Origin of the sequence: Planktotalea sp. (assembly GCF_965659345.1) — a bacterium.
In the GTDB taxonomy this organism is placed as follows: domain Bacteria; phylum Pseudomonadota; class Alphaproteobacteria; order Rhodobacterales; family Rhodobacteraceae; genus Planktotalea.
On sequence record NZ_CBFHVK010000008.1, the window covers coordinates 157,034 to 177,421 of the forward strand.

Here is a 20,388-nt window from a genome sequence, read left to right on the forward strand (position 1 = left end):
GGATTGAAGGGCGTCGCAATTCCGTACAATCAGCGCCTCTATAACAAACGCTTTTTACCACTACGCAGAATCTCCGTCGTCGGACCAAGCTAAAAATAAATCAGTGCACCGCGTGGTCCCAAAGTAATCCGCAGGGACGCGCGCAAGTGGTGCCTGCCAAGCCAAGCATATGCCAAAAGAACGCTTGATTAGACGACAACGCAGCTTTTCCAATCGCGCTTTCAACGTCTTGCAAAATGGAAAAAGTGCGAAGATTTGTGCAGCTCATAAACACCGCATCAGCCCCAGTGTCGCGTCCCAATTTGATTGCAGCATCGCGCACGCTGCTCGGATCAATCCTTGCGACTTTGGTTTCAACTGGCTCATCGAACGTTCCAAAAACTGGCGTTTCAATACCCTTTGCAAGAAGCGCAGATCGTAAGCTTTCGCTCACTGCCTCTGTATAAGGTGTCAGAAGTGCCAATTTACTAACGCCCAACGTGTTGCACGCAGCGACCAAACCACTCACCGGATTCGTCACAGCTTTCGTCTCACAAACACTGCCAACCAAGTCAGCAACGCGCTCTGTCCCAATTATGCTTGACGCAGATGTACAGCCATAGCCGACGACATCAAAGCTAACGGTCTTGGGCAACAGTTCCGCCGCACGGGGCAAGTCCGTCTCCATCGCGGCAAGGCTATCGTTCGAAACTTCTGACGCGCTCGGGATACGAGAGATGAAAGCCCCCACATCGCTGTTAGGAACCACTTGGCGCAATTCATGTTCCATCGTCTCGTCAGATTGCAAAACGATAAGGCCTATACGGCCATCTGTCCCGATTTGCGGGGCGAGTGTGTAAGGCAAACTCATTTGTCGAGCCGCATCATTTGCTCTGGGGGCGTAGGTGACAAGCGTTCCCATCCAGTATCAGTAATCACGTAATCATCCTCATGAACCATCAATCCAGCCCCCCCTGAAACAGACACACCCGGCTCTAGCGTAATCACCATCCCCGCCTCCAACACCGTATGATCCTCTGCGATGAAGGATAGTCCCTCTGTCAGCTGCAAGCCCAGGCCATGCCCCAAACGACCCGCACTTTGACCACCTGCGCCACCTGTGCAGAGCTTATCCATCGCATGAAAAATATCCGCAGCAGTGTTTCCCGGTTTCAAAACGGCTTCGCCAGCGCGCATGGCGTCCATGAGTTTATCGTAGGCGCGCGCCGCCGCATCCCTTGGCGCGCCCACACTATAATTGCGATCAAAGTCACTGAAATACCCTTGCCGAATAACACCGGTGTCGAGCATCAGAACTTCACCAACCTGCAATGGATCATCGCTCGCGGGGGAAATCACATCGTCGTACCCATCGCTGCCTTTAGCACCAGCAAGATACGGCACCCAGTCAGCGCCTTCTTCCAAGCAAAGCATTTGAAAACTGCGAAACACGTTGCTTAACGCTGTGCCAGCACAGGCTTTTTCTGGAACCCTAGCAAATGCACGCCCCGCGATCTGGCAAGCCTCACGAACAGCTTCAACTTCACAGGGTGTTTTCACCATCCGCGCGGCGCGCATCACTTGCATGTCGCTACCGATGTCCACGTCTTTTGAAAGGCGAATCCAATCGCCAAGCGGCATGCGCAAATGGCTCTCTATCCCTTGCGGTGTCCCGATGCGACCAGTGCCAGCAACTTCGCCTAGCGTGTCACGCAAAAGCGAAATGCCGTCGTCAGAATAATCAGGGGCAGACCAGGTTCGAATATCTTCCACGATCGTGCGTCCCATTAAAGCCGCACCAATTGACGGGATCACAGCGATAGGCAGGCCGCTTGCAGGCAAAACCAAGAACCAAGGGCGCGTCGGGCTTTCCCAAAACCGCGTGAGGTAGCCAGTGAGATAGCGAATATCGGCTTCTTGAGTAAGCAACAGCGCAGATAAATCATGCGACGCCATGCGCGTTTGCACGGCTTTGATCCGCGTCAGATATTCACTTCGCTCAAACACTATGCACCCTCGCTCAGAATACACAGCACCTTTGCATCGCTTGGCAAATCACTGAGCAACGCCGCGGCAATCCCGGCGGCACCAGATGTACTTGATGCCAAACCTTGTTCTGCAAGTTTAGGCAAAACATCCGCAGCTTCTGTTTCAGAGATCAAAACGCACGCGTCCGCGTCTCGCGATAGCCCTTTGAGCGCGATGAGCGACGCCTCTTTGCAATCAAGCCGCCCCATGTCAGAAACCGCGCCAGTGCTCGACACAAACGCCCCTGCTTTGATTGAGTCGAAAATCGCCGGTGCAAATTCAGGCTCAACCACAGTTATCTTGGGCCCGTTTCCCCAAACATCACGAAACAGCGCCGCACAAGCCCCCGCAAGGCCACCAACGCCAGCTTGCAAAAAGATATGCGTTGGTTGCTCCATCTGTTCCGTGCATTCCGCCGCCATGGCGAGATAGCCCTCCATCAAGCGATGTGGCAGATCGAAGTAACCATCCCAAGAGCTGTCGGACAACAAAGTCCATTCGTTGTCTTTGGCAGCTTTCAAAGCCCCAGCCATGCTTGCCTCATAATCATCGCCTTCAATGACCACGTCCGCGCCTTTCTCGCGCAAACGATCTGCGAACTCGCTTGGAACAGTTTTGGCAAGATAGATCACCGCCTTCGCACCGAAGACCTTTGCACCCGCAGCAACGGACATACCGTGATTGCCCGCACTCGCGGTTACATATACGCGCCCTTCAAGCGATCCTTGTTGAGCTTCGTGGGCGATAACATAGGCCGCTCCGAGCGCTTTGAAGCTCCCGAGCCCCATGCGGCCACGTTCATCTTTTATGTGCAAACCAAGCGCGCGAACCATCGGTGTCGCGTGATGCACAGGGCATCGTTCCAGCAAGGCACGTGGCGCATTTGAATTGATCGAAGGTGACGGCACGCTTCCCAGCCCAACGTCGATCCCCTGCCCGCGATATGGGTTTTCCAAAAATTGCATCGTTCACTCCCAGTATTTGCGATACCTCAGGACAAAAAACATCACAGGTCAACGCCTCAAATCGCTTGCTTGTTGCATTGCCCCTAGGACGCTTTGGCATTAAGACACGCGCAAGTTTACGTTTTGGGGACCAAACTTGATGCAAGAGCCTGCTATCACCACCGATCTCATCGCCTCTCATGGCCTGAAACCAGATGAATACGAGGTGATTTTAGAAATCATCGGACGTGAGCCGAGCTTCACAGAATTGGGCATCTTTTCCGCGATGTGGAATGAGCATTGTTCATATAAATCATCCAAGAAATGGTTGCGCACCTTGCCCACGACCGGCCCTCAGGTCATATGCGGCCCCGGTGAAAATGCAGGGATCGTTGATATTGGCGACGGGCAAGCTGTTGTTTTCAAAATGGAAAGCCACAACCACCCTTCCTACATCGAGCCTTATCAAGGTGCGGCGACAGGCGTTGGTGGCATCTTGCGCGACGTCTTTACGATGGGCGCTCGCCCGATTGCAGCGATGAATTCTTTAAGCTTTGGCGAAACATCGCACCATAAAACACGCCAGTTGGTAAACGGTGTTGTTGAAGGCGTTGGCGGTTATGGCAACTGTTTTGGCGTGCCTACAGTTGGCGGAGAAGTACGCTTTGACCCTGCTTACAATGGCAACTGTCTTGTAAATGCTTTTGCCGCCGGTCTCGCAGACACAGACAAAATTTTCTACTCTGCAGCGTCGGGCGTTGGTATGCCAGTGGTCTACTTGGGCGCGAAAACGGGCCGCGACGGTGTTGGTGGCGCGACGATGGCCTCGGCTGAGTTTGACGACACGATTGAAGACAAACGCCCTACAGTTCAGGTTGGCGACCCGTTCACCGAAAAACGCTTAATGGAAGCGACCCTTGAGCTGATGCAAACAGGCGCTGTGATTTCGATCCAAGATATGGGCGCGGCTGGTCTAACCTGCTCCGCTGTTGAGATGGGCGACAAAGGCGGGCTTGGTGTGCGCCTTGATCTTGAAAGCGTTCCTGTACGCGAGGTCAATATGACCGCCTACGAGATGATGCTATCGGAGTCCCAAGAGCGCATGTTGATGGTTCTCAAGCCTGAACTTGAGGCCGAGGCGAAAGCGGTCTTCGACAAATGGGACCTCGATTTCGCAATCGTTGGCGAAACTATCGAAGAAGATCGCTTCTTGATCGTGCACAACGGCGAGGTCAAAGCAGATCTTCCTTTGAGCAAACTCGCCTCTTCTGCGCCTGAATATGACCGCCCTTGGGTACCGACACCTGCGGCTGAGGAACTCAGCGACGTGCCGCAGATTGACCCGATTGATGGTCTGAAAGCACTGCTGAGCAGCCCGAATTACGCGTCCAAACGTTGGGTTTACGAGCAATATGATGCGCAAGTCATGGGCGATACCATCCGTATTCCCGGCGCAGGTGCAGGCATTGTGCGCGTGCATGGCACACCTAAGGCGCTCGCGTTTACGTCTGATGTGACCCCTCGCTACGTGATGGCAAACCCTGTTGAGGGGGGCAAACAAGCCGTTGCAGAGGCGTACCGCAACTTGACCGCCGTGGGGGCAAAACCTTTGGCCACCACAGACAACATGAACTTCGGCAACCCTGAAAAACCGGAAATTATGGGCCAGTTTGTTGGCGCGATCCAAGGCATCGGAGAGGCTGTTAAAGCGCTCGATATGCCTATCGTGTCTGGCAACGTCTCGCTTTACAATGAAACTGACGGCACGGGTATTCTACCGACACCAACGATTGGTGCCGTCGGCTTACTTGCTTCAGAGGAAGAGTTGATCATTGCGGACGTACGTGATGGTCATGTCGCGATGGTGATTGGTGAAACAACTGGCCACCTTGGCCAATCCGCCCTGTTGGCTGAAGTGTTCAACCGTGTTGAGGGCGACGCGCCAAGCGTCGATCTGGACGCCGAAGCAAAGCACGGCGATTTCATCCGCGCCAACCGCGATTGGATCAAAGCTTGTACTGACCTGTCAGATGGTGGTCTTGCGCTTGCCGCGTTCGAAATGGCGGCCAGTGCAGATGTGGGCGTGACACTTGACAGCGCAGATACCCCCGAACTGTTCGGCGAAGATCAAGCGCGCTACCTTGTGGCGTGTAACTTCGATCAAGCCGAAGCCTTGATGAGTGCGGCGGGTCAAGCAGGCATCTCTATCGCATTCGTTGGTAAATTTGGCGGTACTGATGTGACCATTGGCGGGTCTAGCGCGAGCTTGGCAGAGCTTAGAGACGTGTCAGAAAGCGTGTTTCCGACACTCTTTTCTTAAGCGGCTCTTGCGAGCCCCTCGCCCCGCTTCTACATTCGACCCAAGTTAGACACGAAAGGGCACGATCCATGGCGATCACAGCACAAGAGATTGAAGCGCTTTTGCGCGAAGGTTTTCCCGAAGGACAGATCACCGTGCAAGGTGATGACGGCCAGCATTTCGCCGCCGAAGTGATCGATGCCTCTTTCGAGGGCAAGAACCGTGTGCAACAACAGCGCGCTGTGTATGCCGCGTTAAAAGGTAAAATGGATGGCAGCGCGGGCGAGCTACACGCGCTGGCCCTGACAACCAAAGCCCCAAGCTAAAAGACAAGCGCAGCCGCGCGAATGGAGACGACAATGAGCGACGTTAAAGAAACCATCCAAAAGACTGTGACTGACAATTCTGTTGTTTTGTTCATGAAAGGCACGAAAGAGATGCCGCAATGCGGATTTTCATCCCGCGTCGCCGGTGTGTTGAATTATATGGGCGTTGAATTTGCTGACGTGAACGTGCTTGCTGATGAAAACATGCGCCAAGGGATCAAAGATTTCTCTGATTGGCCAACGGTTCCACAGCTTTATGTCAAAGGCGAGTTTGTAGGCGGCTGTGATATCATCACGGAAATGACCTTGTCAGGCGAACTCGACACGCTCTTTGATGATCAAGCGATCACCTATGACAAAGACGCCGCGGATAAAATTCGCGAAGCAAACGGCTGATTTAAAACGCTGATTTTTTAAAGAATCGTGCGTCTTTCAGTCCTCTAATCCTGCAATATGGTGGGCGCGCCGCACGGCGCGTTCGCAATCCAAAGCCAGTGATTTGCGGTCTTGCGCATCCAAAACACGCAGCGGCGGGTGATACACCACCTCAACCCGCCCAGCTTTGTGCACTGCTAAGGTCTTGATCAGATGTGGAAAAAAATCCATGTCGCCCCACCAACCATAAAAACGTTTTTCTTCGCCGTTCGGGGCGTGATAATTCACCGTAACCGGTTGCACCCACAAAATTTCTTTTAAGTCCGGTGCAAAGAATGCGGCAAACAAGGTCGATTTAAACGGCAAAACACGTAAGCCATCCGTCGACGTGCCTTCTGGAAAGAACAAAAGCTTGTGTCCCGCTTTCAAACGGGCCTCGAACACCTCTTTTTGCGCTTTTGCTTTACGCGGGTTACGTTCGATGAAAACGGTCCCCGTGGCTTTGGCGAGCGCTCCAATCCCCGGCCAGCTAGCAACTTCGGATTTGGAAACGAAATACACGCGTTTCGCCGCATTCAGTGCAAAGATGTCCAACCAAGAGCTATGATTGGCCACCACAGCACCCCGCTGCGTCATATGCATGCCCTTTACGCTAAACGACATCCCCATAATTAGAAACGCACTCCGACAGACAAATTGCGTGACATAAGGCGTCATCGGTCTGCCAAGGCCAAACAAGGGGCGTTCGATCAAACGCAGGACTAAAAGCACTGTGAGACACATCAAGATCAACATAACAATCGGGATCGCACGAAGCGCAAAACGCAACCATCCCATCGTGCCAATCTGGCTCAAATCGACATGGTCATCCTCATTCGGTTTCCAAACATCTGCCATCACGTGCGTTCCATAAGGTAGAGTTTACGCTGCTTTTCGCTAATCTGTGCAACGTCGAGAACCAAACATACGTCTGTTGTGTTAAACGCATGATCTAGATAGGCACCTTGCCCGATATACCCGCCAAGTCGCAAATACGCTTTGATCAACGCAGGTATTTGCGTCATCGCAGATTTACGATCAATCTGTCCGCCTTGCTGGTCCAAAGGCACAATAGAAGGGTCTTGGGCAATTGGTCGCAAATCCTCAGGTGCGAGATGACGATCATGTAGCAGGCGCAAAGGTGCCTCCAGCTGTGTGCTGTCTGTGCCCTGAAAACTCGCAACGCCAAAGAGGATGTCAATGCGCTGCTCGAAAACATATCGCGCCAAAGCAGACCATAAATGATACATCGCTGTCCCGCCACGATACTCAATATGCAAACAAGACCGCCCCAATTCTAACAGCTTTATCGGAACTGACGTGAGCGGTGTCAGATCAAACTCTTTTGCTGAGTAAAAACCACCCGCGCGCGTGGCCCCGCTTTGATCCATCAAACGATAAGCGCCGACCAGCTGTTGGGAAATATCGTCTCCACGGGTTCGATCAAGGAGCATCAGATACATACTAAACGGATCAAACTGATCCATTTCCAACCCGTTTACATGATCGATCATTGGCCCATCACCGCCAAGTTCCGTTACAAAAACATCGTAACGAAGCGCTTGCACTGCACGACGCTCTTCCGGCGTGCGCGCAAAAATAACGTCGAACTCTAGGCTTGGCATGAACGCGGGTTCCTTCGCGCTGACCTGCGCAATTGTGCAGAGATTTAGGTAAAGCGCACCATGAGTTCAAGCAAAACACCAAGACGGTCTTGATTGACCCAAAATTCAACCTATAGTTGATTCACGAATAATTAACGTTCACGCCCCATCAAAGACAGGCACAAGCGCTATTCGAGAGCCATCAATGACCACTTTGCCCATCTCACGGAAATTCACGGTGATCCGACCATCGATGACGGATTGCACCTGCCCGAGGCCCCACTCAGTCTCATTCGGGTGGCGTACAATCATGCCTGGCTCAAGAAACGCGTTCAAGTCTGTCATCTTCGTTCAACCTTTTGGCACTTCATTAAAGGATATCCACAATGGGTGAACAAAACCTACATTTTTCGGCCTTGGTCGGATCGCGGATCTGCCATGATCTAATTAGCCCTATTGGCGCGATAAACAACGGGATGGAACTTTTGTCCATGTCCGGAACGCCCCCAAGCCCTGAAATGGCATTGATCTCGCAAAGCGTGGAAGCTGCGAATGCGCGCATCCGTTTTTTTCGGATCGCATTTGGAGCCCCTAGCGAAACGCAGCTTATGGGCCGCTCCGAAGTGACATTGCTGTTACGCGATATCACACGAGATTCGCGACTGTTTCTCAATTGGATGCCGAACGAAGATATGACACGCAGTGAAGTGCAGCTGGCCTTCCTTGCGATACAGTGCGCCGAACAAGCCCTGCCCTACGGCGGGCAGGTGACTATTGAGCGAGCGCAAGACAGATGGCAACTCACGTTGGAAGCAGACCGTATCAACCTTGACCCTGATCTTTGGGCCACGTTTGAAAAACACGCGGCTCAGCGCGAAATGCGAAACGACTGCGCTCATGACACAGTCGTTCCTGCACATGTCCAATTTGTCCTACTGCCAATGCATGCGCACGCAATAGGACGACATGTGCGCTATACTCAAGATGATACCAAAGTGGTTCTCACCGTTTAAGCACGCGTTGTACCGTCGCCGATCACTAGATACTTAAAGCTGGTCAATTGAGCTGCACCCACCGGACCGCGAGCGTGCATTTTGCCCGTTGCGATACCAATCTCGGCACCCATTCCAAACTCTCCCCCGTCCGCAAACTGCGTCGACGCATTGCGCATCAAGATTGCGCTATCCAACTCAGCAAAGAACTTTGCTGCACTTTGATCGTCCTCGGTCATGATACAATCCGTGTGGTTCGACCCATGCTTGCGAATATGCGCAATCGCATCGTCTACATCGTCCACCACTTTTGCGGCTATGATCATATCGAGAAACTCGTGGCCAAAATCATCTGCACTCGCTTTGTGCGTACCTGCGATTTCAGCCAAAGCACCCTCTGCGCGAACTTCGACACCCGCATCTATCAAGGCTTTCAAAACACCTTGCCCAAGCGTGTCGAGCGCGTCTTTGTGAATCAAAAGACATTCAGCAGACCCGCAAATGCCAGTGCGCCGCGTCTTTGCGTTCAAGACCACATCAAGCGTTTTGATCGGATCAGCGGCAACATCGACATAGATATGCACGATCCCTTCAAGATGCGCGAAAACAGGAACACGTGCTTCGCGCTGCACCAGTCCAACAAGTCCCTTGCCACCACGCGGCACAATCACATCAATCGCATTCGTCATCGTCAGCATTTCTTGAACTGCCGCGCGATCACGGGTTGGCACAAGCTGAATACTATCAGCGGGTAATCCTGCTTTTACTGCACCGTCCACCATCGCGGCATGAATCGCAGCAGAGCTGTGAAAGCTCTCTGATCCGCCGCGCAAAATGACTGCATTGCCGGACTTAAGGCACAAAGCCCCCGCATCCGCCGTCACATTTGGACGGCTTTCGTAAATCACGCCAATCACACCCAAAGGCGTGCGCACACGGCGTATGTTAAGACCAGATGGCATATCCCATTGCGCAAGCTCTTCACCGACAGGATCTTTTTGTTCGGCAACCGCACGCAAGCCATCGACAATGCCCTGAATACGATCCTCATCGAGCATCAAGCGGTCCATCATCGCATCAGACAAACCTTTGTCGCGACCATATTCCAGATCGAGCTTGTTCGCTTTAATGATCGCGTCACGTGTCGCCCAAACCGCTTGTGCGGCACCAATCAAGGCTGCATGCTTTCGCTCCGCGCTCGCGCTGGCAAGCTCCAACGATGCTGCTTTTGCACGGGCACCTATGTCAGCCATCAAGGCCGGAATGCTATCAAAATCTTTCATATCGGCCTCCATCTATAGCGCCATATCATCTCTGTGAATAAGGGCTGCACGCCCGGCATAGCCAAGCAATTCTTCAATCTCACCGCTTTGATGCCCTTTGATCGCGCACGCCTCTGTACTGCTGTACCGGCTCAACCCATAGCCCAAAACATGCCCGTCGGGTCCTTCGATTGCAACGCTATCGCCGCGATCGAACACACCGCTGACATCGGTCACCCCTGCAGGCAATAAGCTTTTCCCAGAGGCCAAGGCTTTAGCAGCCCCCCCATCAAGACGCACGACACCTTGCGGTTTCATCGCGAAAATCCAAGCCTTGCGTGCAGCATGTGGATCAAGCTGCGCTTTGAACCAAGTTGCGTTCGCGCCATTTTCCAAAGCGGTAATGGGCCGTAAAACAGACCCTTCCGTAATCGCCATTGCGCACCCCGCAAGCGTCGCGGTTTTCGCTGCCATCACTTTGGTTTTCATGCCACCTTTGGACAAGGAAGAGGTCGCATCACCAGCCATATCTTCGATCTCAGGAGAGATCAGCTCGACCTCAGCGATATGTTGCGCTGAGGGATCAAGCGAAGGGTTCGCCGTATAAAGCCCATCCACATCAGAGAGCAAAACAAGCCGGTCCGCCCCTATCGTCACAGCCACCTGCGCCGCCAAGCGATCATTGTCGCCAAAGCGAATTTCATCTGTAGCAACAGTATCGTTCTCGTTCACAATTGGTACGGCACCGAGGCCCAAAAGCTGTTCAAGCGTTGCTCTTGTGTTCAAATAGCGCCGCCGATTGGCGCTGTCCTCAAGCGTAACAAGCACTTGCGCCGCAGTTATTCCAAACGGGGCTAAAACTTCCTCATAGGCGCGGGCAAGCCTGATCTGGCCGACCGCAGCAGCCGCTTGGCTTTGCTCTAAGGGCAGCGCAGTGTTTGGCAACTTCAGCGCGCCGCGCCCCAAAGCGATAGAGCCCGAAGACACTAAAACAACGTCACAACCACGCGCGCGCAACATTGCGACGTCCTGCGCCAAGCCTTGTAACCACGCCGCACGCAAGGTGCCGTTCTCGACCAAAAGTGCGGAACCAATCTTGATAACAATGCGTTTGGCGTCGCTTAGGGTTGCCACGGCACATCCTCTTGCTCACCAATTTGGGCGCGCAATCGGTCATCATCAATCTGCACACGCAGGGCGCGCAAGACGTCAGTTGTGCCAAGCTTCGCAGCCCCTGACATCTCCATGACCGGCCCGCCGCACGCCTCTTCCAACGCGGCTTTCGCAGCTGCGCATGCATCGTCATCAAGTGCGTCAACTTTGTTCAACACAGTGACACGGTTCTTAAACGCAAGATCGCCGCCATAAGCCTCAAGCTCACCAATGATGGTATTGTAATCTTCCGCCACCGTTTCAGACGTCCCATCCACAAGATGCAACAAGACGGCACATCGCTCAACGTGGCCAAGAAAGCGCACACCAAGGCCAATACCCTCATGCGCACCCTCAATCAGTCCCGGAATATCTGCGACGACAAATTCGATACCATCGACACCAACGACACCCAAATTCGGATGCAATGTGGTAAACGGATAGTCCGCAATCTTCGGACGTGCGTTTGAAGTGGCCGCCAGAAATGTCGATTTACCTGCGTTGGGCAAACCCAACAAACCTACATCAGCGATCAGTTTCAGACGCAGCCAAATCGTGCGCTCAACCCCTTCTTGACCCGGATTTGCACGGCGTGGCGCTTGGTTGGTTGAGGATTTGAAATGCAGGTTTCCAAATCCACCATTACCGCCCTTGGCGATCAACACCCGTTGACCCAGCTCAGTCATATCCGCGATGACCGTCTCTTGATCTTCATCCAGAACTTCTGTGCCTACAGGAACGCGCAAAATAATATCGTCGCCGTCCTTGCCCGTGCGCCCCTGCCCCATTCCAGGCTGGCCGCTTTTGGCAAAGAAGTGCTGCTGGTAGCGAAAGTCGATCAACGTGTTGAGACCATCGACTGTTTCGACCCAGACCGAGCCGCCGCCGCCGCCATCGCCCCCATTTGGGCCACCGTATTCGATGAATTTTTCACGTCGAAAGCTTACAGCCCCGCCGCCACCGCCGCCGGAGCGAATATAGACTTTGGCAAGATCGAGGAATTTCATGTCAGTGCTTTCTACAAATTCAAAGGCGGTTTACGCCCTAAGTTCAACTTGCGCAAATAGGTCCATATAGGAACTGTGGCGTCGCGCTAAGATTATTCATACTTTCGCTCCTCCGAACAAAACAAACAGGACGGATGCCACAGTGAGCGCTGCAAGTGTCCACATCAAATAAGCTTCAGCACGCGTGCCAGCGACAGTTTGCGCGATCTTGTGACCAGCAAATGTCCAAATCGGGTGCAAGACGATCTGACACGCAAGCAAACAAGCCGCGATAACCGCAGTCGCATAAAGCGTCGATGTGCCAGGCTCGACAAAGGCCGTGAAGCCCCCCACAATCATCGCCCAAGCTTTCGGGTTAAGCGGATGTACAATCAGACCAGCAGCAAAACCGGGCGCTTTGGCAGCACTTTGATCAGTATTAAGGCGCAGATTAGCCACCTTCCAAGCGAGCCAAATGATATAGGCCGCAGAGATATATTTGAGCGCGTTAAAGAGCAACGGCACCGCTGCGATGATCTCCATCAGGCCAAACCCGATGGGCCAAATTATGAGCTGCTTTCCCAAAGCGACGCCAGCCACAAAAGGCAGCGCAGCCTTAAAGCCATAGCGCGCACCTGTGGCCATTAGCGCCATATTCGCAGGCCCGGGCGTGCCCACTTGCGAGGCGGCGAAAATGAGGAAAGCTCCTGCTGCGACTGACATCAGATAGCACCACGTCGCTGTTGTGAATTATTTCTTTGTAATCTGATGGTTAAGCCAGAAGCATCACGTGCTGCACGAAGATATATTAACTCTCGCATACGACACTGCTCCATCGCTTTAGGTGATCTAAAATAGAAAAAGGGACCGACGTTTCCGCCGATCCCTTGAATGTCTTACGTATTCAGAAACGGCTTATTCAGCGGCCTCCGCCACTGGGAGAACCGAAACAAACGTGCGGCCTTTAAGGCCCTTGTGGAACTTAACCGCGCCGTCAGTCACAGCAAAGATCGTGTGATCTTTACCAAGGCCAACGCCCTCGCCTGGCCAGAACTTTGTGCCACGCTGACGAATGATGATATTTCCTGCGATCGCCGCTTGGCCACCGTAGAGTTTTACACCGAGGCGGCGACCAGCTGAGTCGCGACCGTTACGGGATGAACCACCTGCTTTTTTATGTGCCATGGGGTCGTGCTCCTCTTATTCTGCTGCGAACTGAGTTGCTTGCGCAATCCAGTCGTCACGTTCGATGCGGCCTTTGAAAGACAGACGATCATCCATATAGGAGATCTCTGCTGGGCCCCATGCTGCGATTTGGTCGAAGTGGAAAACACCGATTTCGTGCAATACACCTTCGAGCTTTGGGCCAACGCCGCTGATCTTTTTCAGATCATCAGGCTGACCGCCGCGTGCTTCTTTCAAAAGGTTCGTTGGCTCTACGCCTGCAACCTCAGCTGCTGGAGCCGCCTCTGCTTTAGGAGCAGCGGCTTTCTTTGCAGGTGCTTCTTTCTTAGGCGCTGCGGCTTTTTTCGGAGCGGCCTTCGCTGCGACTGCGGCAACAGCCACACCTGCAACAGAACCTGCGCCAACAGCTGCTTTAACACCAGACTTGTCACCACCGGACGCAAGGATGTCACCAATACGTACCAAAGTCAGCTTTTGACGGTGACCCTTAGTGCGCTGGGAGCCGTGCTTACGACGGCGCTTGACGAAATTGATAACTTTTTCGCCTTTGATCTGGTCCACGACCTCGGCCTGAACAGCAGCGCCGTTAACCATAGGTGCGCCTACGACAGTCTTGTCGCCGCCCAGCATCAGAATTTCGTTGAATTGTACGGTTTCACCCGCATCTGCAGCCAGCTTTTCCACCCGGAGCATATCGCCCGACTGTACTTTGTATTGCTTGCCGCCGGTTTTCATTACCGCGAACATGTCGTCTTCCTTGTTATCCCGCGTCTTTGGGGTCCCGCTAGGCGGCGTTTGCGAGGTTGCCCTCACCCGTAAACAGCGCGCACATCCTGTGCGTCATTACTATAGCACCCAAACGGGAATCCCCGTGCAGGTTCGCGGCTTATGCGGGCTTGGGGTTTCAGTGTCAAGCGTTTGCTTGGGCTGCCTCCACCTCAAGATCAAAGACCATGATCCCATCCGCCCCGCCAACGCAAAGCGTACAAAGCTGAGCGCCCAGTTCTTTGTGGATTGGATGCTCGGCATACTGTTCTAGCGCATGGCGATCTGTGAAACGAATGACGAAGCCAACTGCAAATTGCGGCGATTTCGCTTCAAAATCCCTATTCGGTCCGTGCTCAAAGGAAAGCACCCCATCGATACGCTTGCACAGCGTGTCCAGTTCTTGAAAAACCGCAGTGACTGCATTGCTCTGAACACCGCTACGCAGGTTGCAATAAACTGAGTGCAGGATCATCAGCGCGCTTTAGTCCGCAGCGCGGCTCTTGTCCTCTATCGCCGCCGCAATCGATTCCGTGCGTGCCGCGATTTCAGCAAGCGTGTCTGTGACCTGTGGCGGCACAACTGGCACTTCTACACGCTCCGGTGCCGGTGCTGGTTTATTCTGCAAGGCGGTGAGTTCGGCTTGGACCGCACTTAGCTGTTCTTCAACGCTGCTTACTTTGTCTTCCATTGCTGCCGTTTTATCCGCAAGCATCAAACCTGCCATAAGCAACATACGCGGTTCTGGAATACGCCCAATCTGACTTGCAAGCGCCTGTGCTTCGGTATCGAGCATTTTTGCGGCAGAGTGTAGATAACTCTCTTCCCCCTCTTGGCATGACACTTCGAAATTGCGCCCACCGATGGAAATCGTGACCTCAGGCATCAGAGCCCTCCTCTTCATCAGCAGATTTCGCAGCCTCTTGGGCTGCGCGTTTTACCAGTGGATCAAGGGCCGCGAGAACAGCATCGGCTTGCGCCATTTCCACCGCGCGTGTTGCCCGCAGTGTTTCAAGCTCGGCAAGCATTGCTTTGTTAATAAGGTGCGGCTCACTCAACCCGTCTTGCATCGCATTGCGCAAGCTAAGATTGGAGGCGCGCAAATCTTCAGCGGCGCGACGCAAGCGTTGCAGATCACTGTCAAGCTTTGCGGTGGCCTTTTGCTGCTCAAGCGCTTGAATATCCATTGCGGAGGCATGACGATCCGCCGTGTCGCGCACGCTTTTCATGCGTTCCTCAAGCTGGGCATTCGCCAACTTCTCATCGCTCAGCGACTGTTTCAGTGCATCCATATCGGCTGATGCAGCTTTGAGATCGCTAAGCTCTTTTTCGAGTTCCTCAACGCGCGCCGCGGCAATGTCCAACGAATTTTGCATTTCGGCAGGATCTGGGCCCGCAGGCGCAGGGGCCTCCAAACCATCCAACCCAGTCCCAATTCGATCCAGCGCCGCTGTGATACGGCGCTCGAGCTCGGTGATATCGCTCATCGTGCTCTCCCTCGTCTGCTTCTTTTTACCGCCACGCACCAACAATAGGTTCAGGCGAATCGCTTGAGTGCGCGGCTTTTTACAACTTTAGCCAATGCTTTTGCAAAATACTCCCCCCTTTCATGCCAATCACTTAAGAGGCGCGCTTGATCTTTGCCCCTAGCTTGGTATGCAACGCGCAAACTTACTCCGCCTCTCACAAAGGACGACCCTTTTGGATATTGCAGCTCTCCGCTCCGCCAACCCTGATCACTGGAACAAAGCAGCCGCCATCCGCGCGCTGACTTTGGACGCAATCCACGCCGCCAATTCTGGCCACTCTGGGATGCCGATGGGCATGGCGGATGTCGCGACTGTGCTCTTTGAAAAGCACATGAAGTTTGACGCAAGCGTGCCACTTTGGGCCGACCGCGATCGCTTCATCCTCTCTGCAGGTCACGGCTCTATGCTGCTTTACTCCTTGCTCTATCTTGTGGGCGATGCGCAAATCACTTTGGATCAGATCAAAAACTTCCGTCAAAAGGGTGCGCTTACAGCGGGTCACCCCGAAAACTTTCTTGCCGATGCGATTGAGACTACGACAGGCCCATTGGGGCAAGGCATTGCCAATTCTGTCGGTTTCGCGATGGCCGAAGAAATCCAGCGCGCGCGCTACGGCAAAAAAATCGTCGATCACAACACGTATGTTATCGCTGGCGATGGCTGCTTGATGGAAGGTGTGTCGCAAGAGGCCATCGGTCTTGCGGGGCGTCATGAGCTTGGCAAGCTGATCGTGCTTTGGGACAACAACAACATCACCATCGACGGCACTGTTGAGCTTTCTGATCGCACAGATCAAGTCATGCGTTTCAAAGCGTCCGGCTGGCATGTTCAAGAGATTGACGGCCATAACCCCGAAGAAATCGATGCCGCTTTGAGTGCAGCAAAGAAGTCCAAGAAACCGTCGATGATCGCGTGCAAGACACATATCGCTCTGGGTCACGCGGCACAGGACACATCCAAAGGCCACGGCGCTTTGACCGATGATGCACAGATGGCAGAGGCCAAAGCACTCTACGGTTGGACGTCAGGTCCATTTGAAGTGCCGGCAGACATCAAATCCGCATGGGAAGCGATTGGATCACGCGGCGCCTCCGAGCACGCGGCATGGAAAGAGCGTTTCGCATCTATTTCGGGCAATAAGCAGGCAGAGTTTAACCGCGCCTATGCACTGGATGCGCCAAAGAAACTTTCGGCAACGATCAAAGCGTTCAAAAAGCAAATGAGCGAGAGCGCACCGAAAGTGGCAACGCGCAAGTCCTCTGAAATGACGTTGCAGGTTGTTAACCCGATCATGCAGGAAACGGTTGGTGGCTCTGCGGACCTTACTGGATCCAACAACACCAAGACCGGTGATATGGGCGTGTTCGACACGGACAATCGCGCGGGCCGCTACATATATTGGGGTATCCGCGAGCACGGCATGTCCTCTGCGATGAACGGCATGGCATTGCACGGCGGTATTCGCCCCTACGGCGGTACATTCATGTGCTTCACCGACTATGCACGCCCTGCAATGCGTTTGGCGGCTCTGATGAAAGTCCCGACTGTTTTCGTTATGACACATGACAGCATCGGTCTGGGCGAAGATGGCCCGACACACCAACCAATTGAGCATTTGGCAATTTCGCGCGCGACGCCCAATACCTATGTGTTCCGTCCCGCAGATACTGTCGAAACGGCCGAGTCTTGGGAAGTTGCGTTAAGCAGCAAAGAAACACCATCCGTTCTGGCCTTGTCGCGCCAAAACCTACCTACGGTACGACTTGAGCACAAAACAAAGAACCTGACCGCCCAAGGAGGTTATGTTCTGGCTGATGCTGAGGGCAAACGCCAGGCGATCTTGATGGCAACTGGCTCCGAGGTTGAAATTGCACTGCAAGCGCGTGAGTTGCTGCAAGCAGAAGGCATTGGCACACGCGTTGTCTCCATGCCGTGCTGGGAGCTGTTTGAAGAGCAGGACGAAAGCTACCGCAAGCGCGTTCTTCCAGGTGGCCCTGTGCGCGTTGCGATTGAAGCGGGCATTCGTTTTGGCTGGGATCGTTGGCTCTTTGGTGAGCGTGGCAAGCGTGAGAAATCAGCCTTTGTCGGCATGCATGGTTTTGGTGCGTCTGCCCCAGCGGATGAGCTTTACAGCCATTTCGAAATCACGCCTGAAGCGACTGTTGCTTCTGTCAAAAAGCTTTTGGGCCTCTAAGCGAAATGTAGGGTGCGTGATATCACGCACCCTACCCTTGCCACCTTATGAAACCCTTTGAAATCTTCTGCGCCTGCCCGCCAGGACTAGAACCCTACCTCCACGCAGAAGCGCTGGAGGCCGGTTTCAAAGGTGCACAAATGACTGCTGGCGGCATCACATTCTATGGCCTTTGGCCCAATGTGATGCGCGCCAATCTGTGTTTACGCGGTGCCACGAAAGTGCTTGCGCGTTTCGCTAACTTCCGAAGCTTCAACCTCAGTCAACTTGAAAAGCAGACCCGTTCGCTAGACTGGGCGGAGCTGTTGATTCAGGGCAGCGATGTGCGCATTGATGTAACAACGCGCAAGTCGAAGATTTATCACGCTGGTGCCGCAAAAGAACGGGTCGAAAAAGCCTTGCGCGAACGTCTAGGTGCCGCCGATCTCTCTGACGATCCCATCAAGATAATGCTTCGGATCGAAGATAACATGTGCACTTTCTCCGTGGATACCTCTGGAGCGCCACTTCACCAACGTGGCCACAAAGAAGCGGTTGGCAAAGCCCCTATGCGTGAAACACTCGCCGCGCTTTTCTTGCGCGCAAGCAGCTACACAGGTCACGAACCAGTGCTCGATCCAATGTGCGGCTCCGGGACTTTTCCACTTGAAGCCGCAGAGATCGCAACAGGCCTTCTTCCCGGTCGCTCACGCAGCTTTGCGTTTGAACGCCTCGCAACCTTTATGCCAGATCGCTGGGCAAAGCTGCGGTCTACGACACTTGAAACACGCGCGACACCGCAGTTTTACGGCTCAGATCGCAATGCCGGTGCCATCGACAACGCCATCGGAAACGCCAAACGCGCTGGCATCTCGGATATATGCAATTTCAGCCATGCCTCCATCAGCGATCTTCAGCGCCCAACTGGTGCCCCGGGCCTTGTGATTTTAAACCCACCCTACGGCGCGCGCATTGGCGACAAGAAACAACTTTTCGCGCTTTATGGCGCACTCGGAACCACACTCAAAAGCCGCTTTACAGGCTGGCGCATTGCCATCATCACAACGGACACATCACTCGCGCGCACATGCGGTCTACCTTTTTCAGAAACCAGCGCTCCTATTCCTCACGGCGGACTAAAGGTGCGCTTGCATCAAACTGCAGCACTTAAATAAGCACATCAGATAGCCTTCATTTTTCCAATAAACTCTGGGGGTCTGCGGGCGAGCCCCCAGTCGGTCCGATCATGAAATGATTGGAAAACTAGACTTTCTACAACGAATCACAGTTCGGGATACCGCGCGCGTGTTATCGCAATCGTAGACTGCGTACCTCCAAACGTTAGCGCCACCATGTGCAAACCGACCAAGTTTATCGCTAACACATTGCCAATATTCGGCTTTTCCTTTGGCCCCTGTCTGAGCGGCTCGCTATACAGGCCCTAACACGAGCGCACTCAGGAGACTTTCATGACCGTAACAATTGGCATCAACGGCTTTGGCCGCATCGGACGCTCCACACTCGCATATATTGCCGAGGCAGCGCGCAATGATGTTCAAGTTGTTAAGGTCAACGCAACTGGTCCGATTGAAACCAGTGCACATTTGCTACGCTACGACAGTGTGCATGGCCGCTTTCCCGGCGACGTCAAAGTATCTGGCAACACGATGGATCTTGGCCGTGGCCCGATGGAGATGTTTTCAACCTACGACCCGTCCGAACTTGATTGGTCCGGTTGCGACGTTGTGCTTGAATGTACAGGCAAGTTTAACGATGGCGACAAAGCCAAAGTTCACCTAGAGCGCGGTGCAAAAGCCGTGCTAATCTCCGCGCCTGCTAAGAATGTGGAACGCACAATCGTGTTCGGTGTAAACCACCGTGATATGCGCGAAGGCGACAAGATGATTTCAAACGGGTCTTGCACCACCAATTGTCTCGCCCCTCTTGCCAAGGTTCTTGATGAGGGCATCGGCATCGAGCGCGGCATCATGACCACCATCCATTCCTACACGGGCGATCAGCCAATGCTCGATCGTCGTCATGCAGACCTCTACCGCGCGCGCGCAGCTGCGATGGCAATGATCCCGACCTCGACGGGTGCTGCGAAAGCTCTGGGCGAAGTGCTCCCAAATCTGAAAGGGAAACTGGACGGCACAGCCATGCGCGTCCCAACACCCAATGTCTCTGCCGTCGATCTCACGTTTGAAGCAAAACGCGATGTGACTGTTGAAGAGGTCAATGCAATCGTAGAACAAGCCGCAGCAGGCCACATGGGTGCCGTGCTTTCATATGATCCGGAACCAAAGGTTTCTGTTGATTTCAATCACACAACGCACAGCAGCATCTTTGCACCTGATCAAACAAAGGTTGTCGGGGGCCGCACAGTGCGCGTTCTTGCGTGGTACGATAATGAATGGGGCTTCTCTGCGCGTATGGCCGATGTAGCTGCGACTTTGGGGCGCTTGAACCAATAAATTCATGCTAATTGCAAAGCCACTTACCCCTTTTCGCAAAATGCGACCTTGGGGTTTTGTGGCTTGGCAAAAGCGCTGCACTGACGCATCTTGCACACAAGCAAGAAAGCAGAGCATTAAATGTCTAACACACTCGCGATCATTCTAGGGTTACTTATAACCGTCGCTATTGTGGCTGATGTTATCCTAACAGGCTCAACGAATATCATTTTCTTGGCCAAAAAATTCACCGATATGACCGAGTGGCTCGCCTTCTGGCGTTAAGCAGCAGTGTTC

General features: G+C 53.6%; 23 protein-coding genes. 8 read left to right on the plus strand and 15 right to left on the minus strand.

The features are described 5' to 3' along the window. Positions 1-100: 100 nt before the first annotated feature. Genes ACTG3Z_RS08505 through ACTG3Z_RS08515 form a run of 3 tightly spaced genes read right to left on the minus strand, consistent with a single transcriptional unit; the run spans position 101 to position 2,972 of the window. Positions 101-850 carry a maleate cis-trans isomerase family protein gene (locus ACTG3Z_RS08505; RefSeq protein WP_439142534.1) on the minus strand — a complete coding sequence of 250 codons (750 nt, stop codon included), beginning with the start codon at positions 848-850 and terminating at the stop codon, positions 101-103. Continuing rightward, the gene (locus ACTG3Z_RS08510; protein WP_439142536.1) at positions 847-1,986 is read right to left on the minus strand and encodes a M24 family metallopeptidase; all 1,140 of its coding nucleotides are present in this window, start codon (positions 1,984-1,986) and stop codon (positions 847-849) included. The genes ACTG3Z_RS08505 and ACTG3Z_RS08510 overlap by 4 nt, the downstream gene beginning before the upstream one ends. After that, entirely contained in the window at positions 1,986-2,972 is a 987-nt protein-coding gene (locus tag ACTG3Z_RS08515; protein WP_439142538.1) for a pyridoxal-phosphate dependent enzyme, read from the minus strand. Before ACTG3Z_RS08515 ends, ACTG3Z_RS08510 begins: the two co-directional genes overlap by 1 nt. A 139-nt stretch (positions 2,973-3,111) precedes the next feature. Between ACTG3Z_RS08515 and purL the strand changes: the two genes are divergently transcribed. The 3 genes from purL to grxD all read left to right on the plus strand — a co-directional run bounded on the left by purL (position 3,112) and on the right by grxD (position 5,972). Next, positions 3,112-5,271, plus strand: coding sequence for a phosphoribosylformylglycinamidine synthase subunit PurL (gene purL / locus ACTG3Z_RS08520; RefSeq protein ID WP_439142539.1), 2,160 nt, complete (start codon positions 3,112-3,114; stop codon positions 5,269-5,271). Between the two features lie 68 nt (positions 5,272-5,339). Beyond that, positions 5,340-5,576, plus strand: a complete 237-nt coding sequence (locus tag ACTG3Z_RS08525; protein WP_439142541.1) for a BolA/IbaG family iron-sulfur metabolism protein — start codon at positions 5,340-5,342, stop codon at positions 5,574-5,576. Between the two features lie 33 nt (positions 5,577-5,609). After that, entirely contained in the window at positions 5,610-5,972 is a 363-nt protein-coding gene (grxD, locus tag ACTG3Z_RS08530) for a Grx4 family monothiol glutaredoxin (protein WP_439142543.1), read from the plus strand. A gap of 36 nt (positions 5,973-6,008) precedes the next feature. Here grxD and ACTG3Z_RS08535 read toward each other — a convergent pair whose 3' ends face one another. From ACTG3Z_RS08535 to ACTG3Z_RS08545, 3 genes are all read right to left on the minus strand, one after another. After that, the gene (locus ACTG3Z_RS08535) at positions 6,009-6,848 is read right to left on the minus strand and encodes a lysophospholipid acyltransferase family protein (protein ID WP_439142544.1); all 840 of its coding nucleotides are present in this window, start codon (positions 6,846-6,848) and stop codon (positions 6,009-6,011) included. Continuing rightward, a complete protein-coding gene (locus tag ACTG3Z_RS08540) occupies positions 6,848-7,615 on the minus strand; it encodes a GNAT family N-acetyltransferase (protein WP_439142545.1) in 768 nt (255 codons plus the stop codon). Before ACTG3Z_RS08540 ends, ACTG3Z_RS08535 begins: the two co-directional genes overlap by 1 nt. Positions 7,616-7,753: 138 nt before the next feature. Continuing rightward, a complete protein-coding gene (locus tag ACTG3Z_RS08545) occupies positions 7,754-7,939 on the minus strand; it encodes a DUF3553 domain-containing protein (RefSeq protein WP_439142546.1) in 186 nt (61 codons plus the stop codon). A 41-nt stretch (positions 7,940-7,980) separates the two neighbouring features. On the opposite strand from ACTG3Z_RS08545, the gene ACTG3Z_RS08550 reads away from it, so the two are divergent. Further along, complete coding sequence (locus tag ACTG3Z_RS08550) at positions 7,981-8,607, plus strand: histidine phosphotransferase family protein (protein WP_439142547.1); 627 nt, start codon at positions 7,981-7,983, stop codon at positions 8,605-8,607. On the opposite strand, the gene ACTG3Z_RS08555 is transcribed toward ACTG3Z_RS08550, so the two are convergent. The 9 genes from ACTG3Z_RS08555 to ACTG3Z_RS08595 form a co-directional block, all read right to left on the minus strand. Next, a complete protein-coding gene (locus ACTG3Z_RS08555; RefSeq protein WP_439142548.1) occupies positions 8,604-9,869 on the minus strand; it encodes a glutamate-5-semialdehyde dehydrogenase in 1,266 nt (421 codons plus the stop codon). The two genes, ACTG3Z_RS08550 and ACTG3Z_RS08555, sit on opposite strands and share 4 nt — an antisense overlap. 12 nt (positions 9,870-9,881) lie before the next feature. Continuing rightward, positions 9,882-10,982, minus strand: a complete 1,101-nt coding sequence (gene proB / locus ACTG3Z_RS08560) for a glutamate 5-kinase (protein WP_439142549.1) — start codon at positions 10,980-10,982, stop codon at positions 9,882-9,884. Beyond that, on the minus strand, positions 10,970-12,007 hold the full coding sequence (obgE, locus tag ACTG3Z_RS08565; protein WP_439142550.1) for a GTPase ObgE: 1,038 nt from the start codon (positions 12,005-12,007) through the stop codon (positions 10,970-10,972). The genes proB and obgE overlap by 13 nt, the downstream gene beginning before the upstream one ends. 96 nt (positions 12,008-12,103) lie before the next feature. Beyond that, complete coding sequence (locus tag ACTG3Z_RS08570; RefSeq protein WP_439142551.1) at positions 12,104-12,709, minus strand: LysE family translocator; 606 nt, start codon at positions 12,707-12,709, stop codon at positions 12,104-12,106. 192 nt (positions 12,710-12,901) lie between these two features. Beyond that, the gene (rpmA, locus tag ACTG3Z_RS08575) at positions 12,902-13,171 is read right to left on the minus strand and encodes a 50S ribosomal protein L27 (protein ID WP_439142552.1); all 270 of its coding nucleotides are present in this window, start codon (positions 13,169-13,171) and stop codon (positions 12,902-12,904) included. Between the two features lie 15 nt (positions 13,172-13,186). After that, positions 13,187-13,918 carry a 50S ribosomal protein L21 gene (locus ACTG3Z_RS08580; protein WP_439142554.1) on the minus strand — a complete coding sequence of 244 codons (732 nt, stop codon included), beginning with the start codon at positions 13,916-13,918 and terminating at the stop codon, positions 13,187-13,189. A gap of 163 nt (positions 13,919-14,081) precedes the next feature. Then, entirely contained in the window at positions 14,082-14,411 is a 330-nt protein-coding gene (locus ACTG3Z_RS08585) for a Dabb family protein (RefSeq protein WP_439142555.1), read from the minus strand. 9 nt (positions 14,412-14,420) lie between these two features. Continuing rightward, on the minus strand, positions 14,421-14,822 hold the full coding sequence (locus tag ACTG3Z_RS08590) for a cell division protein ZapA (RefSeq protein ID WP_439142556.1): 402 nt from the start codon (positions 14,820-14,822) through the stop codon (positions 14,421-14,423). After that, positions 14,815-15,423, minus strand: coding sequence for a hypothetical protein (locus tag ACTG3Z_RS08595; RefSeq protein ID WP_439142557.1), 609 nt, complete (start codon positions 15,421-15,423; stop codon positions 14,815-14,817). Before ACTG3Z_RS08595 ends, ACTG3Z_RS08590 begins: the two co-directional genes overlap by 8 nt. 214 nt (positions 15,424-15,637) lie before the next feature. On the opposite strand from ACTG3Z_RS08595, the gene tkt reads away from it, so the two are divergent. The 4 genes from tkt (at position 15,638) to ACTG3Z_RS08615 (ending at position 20,376) form a co-directional block, all read left to right on the plus strand. Further along, complete coding sequence (tkt, locus tag ACTG3Z_RS08600; RefSeq protein ID WP_439142558.1) at positions 15,638-17,659, plus strand: transketolase; 2,022 nt, start codon at positions 15,638-15,640, stop codon at positions 17,657-17,659. A gap of 47 nt (positions 17,660-17,706) precedes the next feature. Further along, positions 17,707-18,813 carry a THUMP domain-containing class I SAM-dependent RNA methyltransferase gene (locus tag ACTG3Z_RS08605; RefSeq protein ID WP_439142559.1) on the plus strand — a complete coding sequence of 369 codons (1,107 nt, stop codon included), beginning with the start codon at positions 17,707-17,709 and terminating at the stop codon, positions 18,811-18,813. A gap of 294 nt (positions 18,814-19,107) precedes the next feature. Continuing rightward, a complete protein-coding gene (gene gap, locus ACTG3Z_RS08610) occupies positions 19,108-20,112 on the plus strand; it encodes a type I glyceraldehyde-3-phosphate dehydrogenase (protein WP_439142560.1) in 1,005 nt (334 codons plus the stop codon). 120 nt (positions 20,113-20,232) lie between these two features. Beyond that, on the plus strand, positions 20,233-20,376 hold the full coding sequence (locus tag ACTG3Z_RS08615) for a hypothetical protein (RefSeq protein WP_439142562.1): 144 nt from the start codon (positions 20,233-20,235) through the stop codon (positions 20,374-20,376). Positions 20,377-20,388 lie beyond the last annotated feature (12 nt).

Excerpts from the sequence above, each read along its gene's own strand:
- obgE (WP_439142550.1), bottom strand. The coding sequence starts at position 12,007 with ATGAAATTCCTCGATCTTGCCAAAGTCTATATTCGCTCCGGCGGCGGT.
- ACTG3Z_RS08525 (WP_439142541.1), top strand. The coding sequence starts at position 5,340 with ATGGCGATCACAGCACAAGAGATTGAAGCGCTTTTGCGCGAAGGTTTT.
- ACTG3Z_RS08590 (WP_439142556.1), bottom strand. The coding sequence starts at position 14,822 with ATGCCTGAGGTCACGATTTCCATCGGTGGGCGCAATTTCGAAGTGTCA.
- ACTG3Z_RS08505 (WP_439142534.1), bottom strand. The coding sequence starts at position 850 with ATGAGTTTGCCTTACACACTCGCCCCGCAAATCGGGACAGATGGCCGT.
- ACTG3Z_RS08580 (WP_439142554.1), bottom strand. The coding sequence starts at position 13,918 with ATGTTCGCGGTAATGAAAACCGGCGGCAAGCAATACAAAGTACAGTCG.
- ACTG3Z_RS08615 (WP_439142562.1), top strand. The coding sequence starts at position 20,233 with ATGTCTAACACACTCGCGATCATTCTAGGGTTACTTATAACCGTCGCT.
- ACTG3Z_RS08555 (WP_439142548.1), bottom strand. The coding sequence starts at position 9,869 with ATGAAAGATTTTGATAGCATTCCGGCCTTGATGGCTGACATAGGTGCC.
- grxD (WP_439142543.1), top strand. The coding sequence starts at position 5,610 with ATGAGCGACGTTAAAGAAACCATCCAAAAGACTGTGACTGACAATTCT.
- gap (WP_439142560.1), top strand. The coding sequence starts at position 19,108 with ATGACCGTAACAATTGGCATCAACGGCTTTGGCCGCATCGGACGCTCC.
- ACTG3Z_RS08605 (WP_439142559.1), top strand. The coding sequence starts at position 17,707 with ATGAAACCCTTTGAAATCTTCTGCGCCTGCCCGCCAGGACTAGAACCC.
- ACTG3Z_RS08535 (WP_439142544.1), bottom strand. The coding sequence starts at position 6,848 with ATGGCAGATGTTTGGAAACCGAATGAGGATGACCATGTCGATTTGAGC.
- ACTG3Z_RS08595 (WP_439142557.1), bottom strand. The coding sequence starts at position 15,423 with ATGAGCGATATCACCGAGCTCGAGCGCCGTATCACAGCGGCGCTGGAT.
- ACTG3Z_RS08540 (WP_439142545.1), bottom strand. The coding sequence starts at position 7,615 with ATGCCAAGCCTAGAGTTCGACGTTATTTTTGCGCGCACGCCGGAAGAG.
- rpmA (WP_439142552.1), bottom strand. The coding sequence starts at position 13,171 with ATGGCACATAAAAAAGCAGGTGGTTCATCCCGTAACGGTCGCGACTCA.
- ACTG3Z_RS08545 (WP_439142546.1), bottom strand. The coding sequence starts at position 7,939 with ATGACAGACTTGAACGCGTTTCTTGAGCCAGGCATGATTGTACGCCAC.
- ACTG3Z_RS08585 (WP_439142555.1), bottom strand. The coding sequence starts at position 14,411 with ATGATCCTGCACTCAGTTTATTGCAACCTGCGTAGCGGTGTTCAGAGC.
- ACTG3Z_RS08515 (WP_439142538.1), bottom strand. The coding sequence starts at position 2,972 with ATGCAATTTTTGGAAAACCCATATCGCGGGCAGGGGATCGACGTTGGG.
- ACTG3Z_RS08570 (WP_439142551.1), bottom strand. The coding sequence starts at position 12,709 with ATGTCAGTCGCAGCAGGAGCTTTCCTCATTTTCGCCGCCTCGCAAGTG.
- purL (WP_439142539.1), top strand. The coding sequence starts at position 3,112 with ATGCAAGAGCCTGCTATCACCACCGATCTCATCGCCTCTCATGGCCTG.
- ACTG3Z_RS08550 (WP_439142547.1), top strand. The coding sequence starts at position 7,981 with ATGGGTGAACAAAACCTACATTTTTCGGCCTTGGTCGGATCGCGGATC.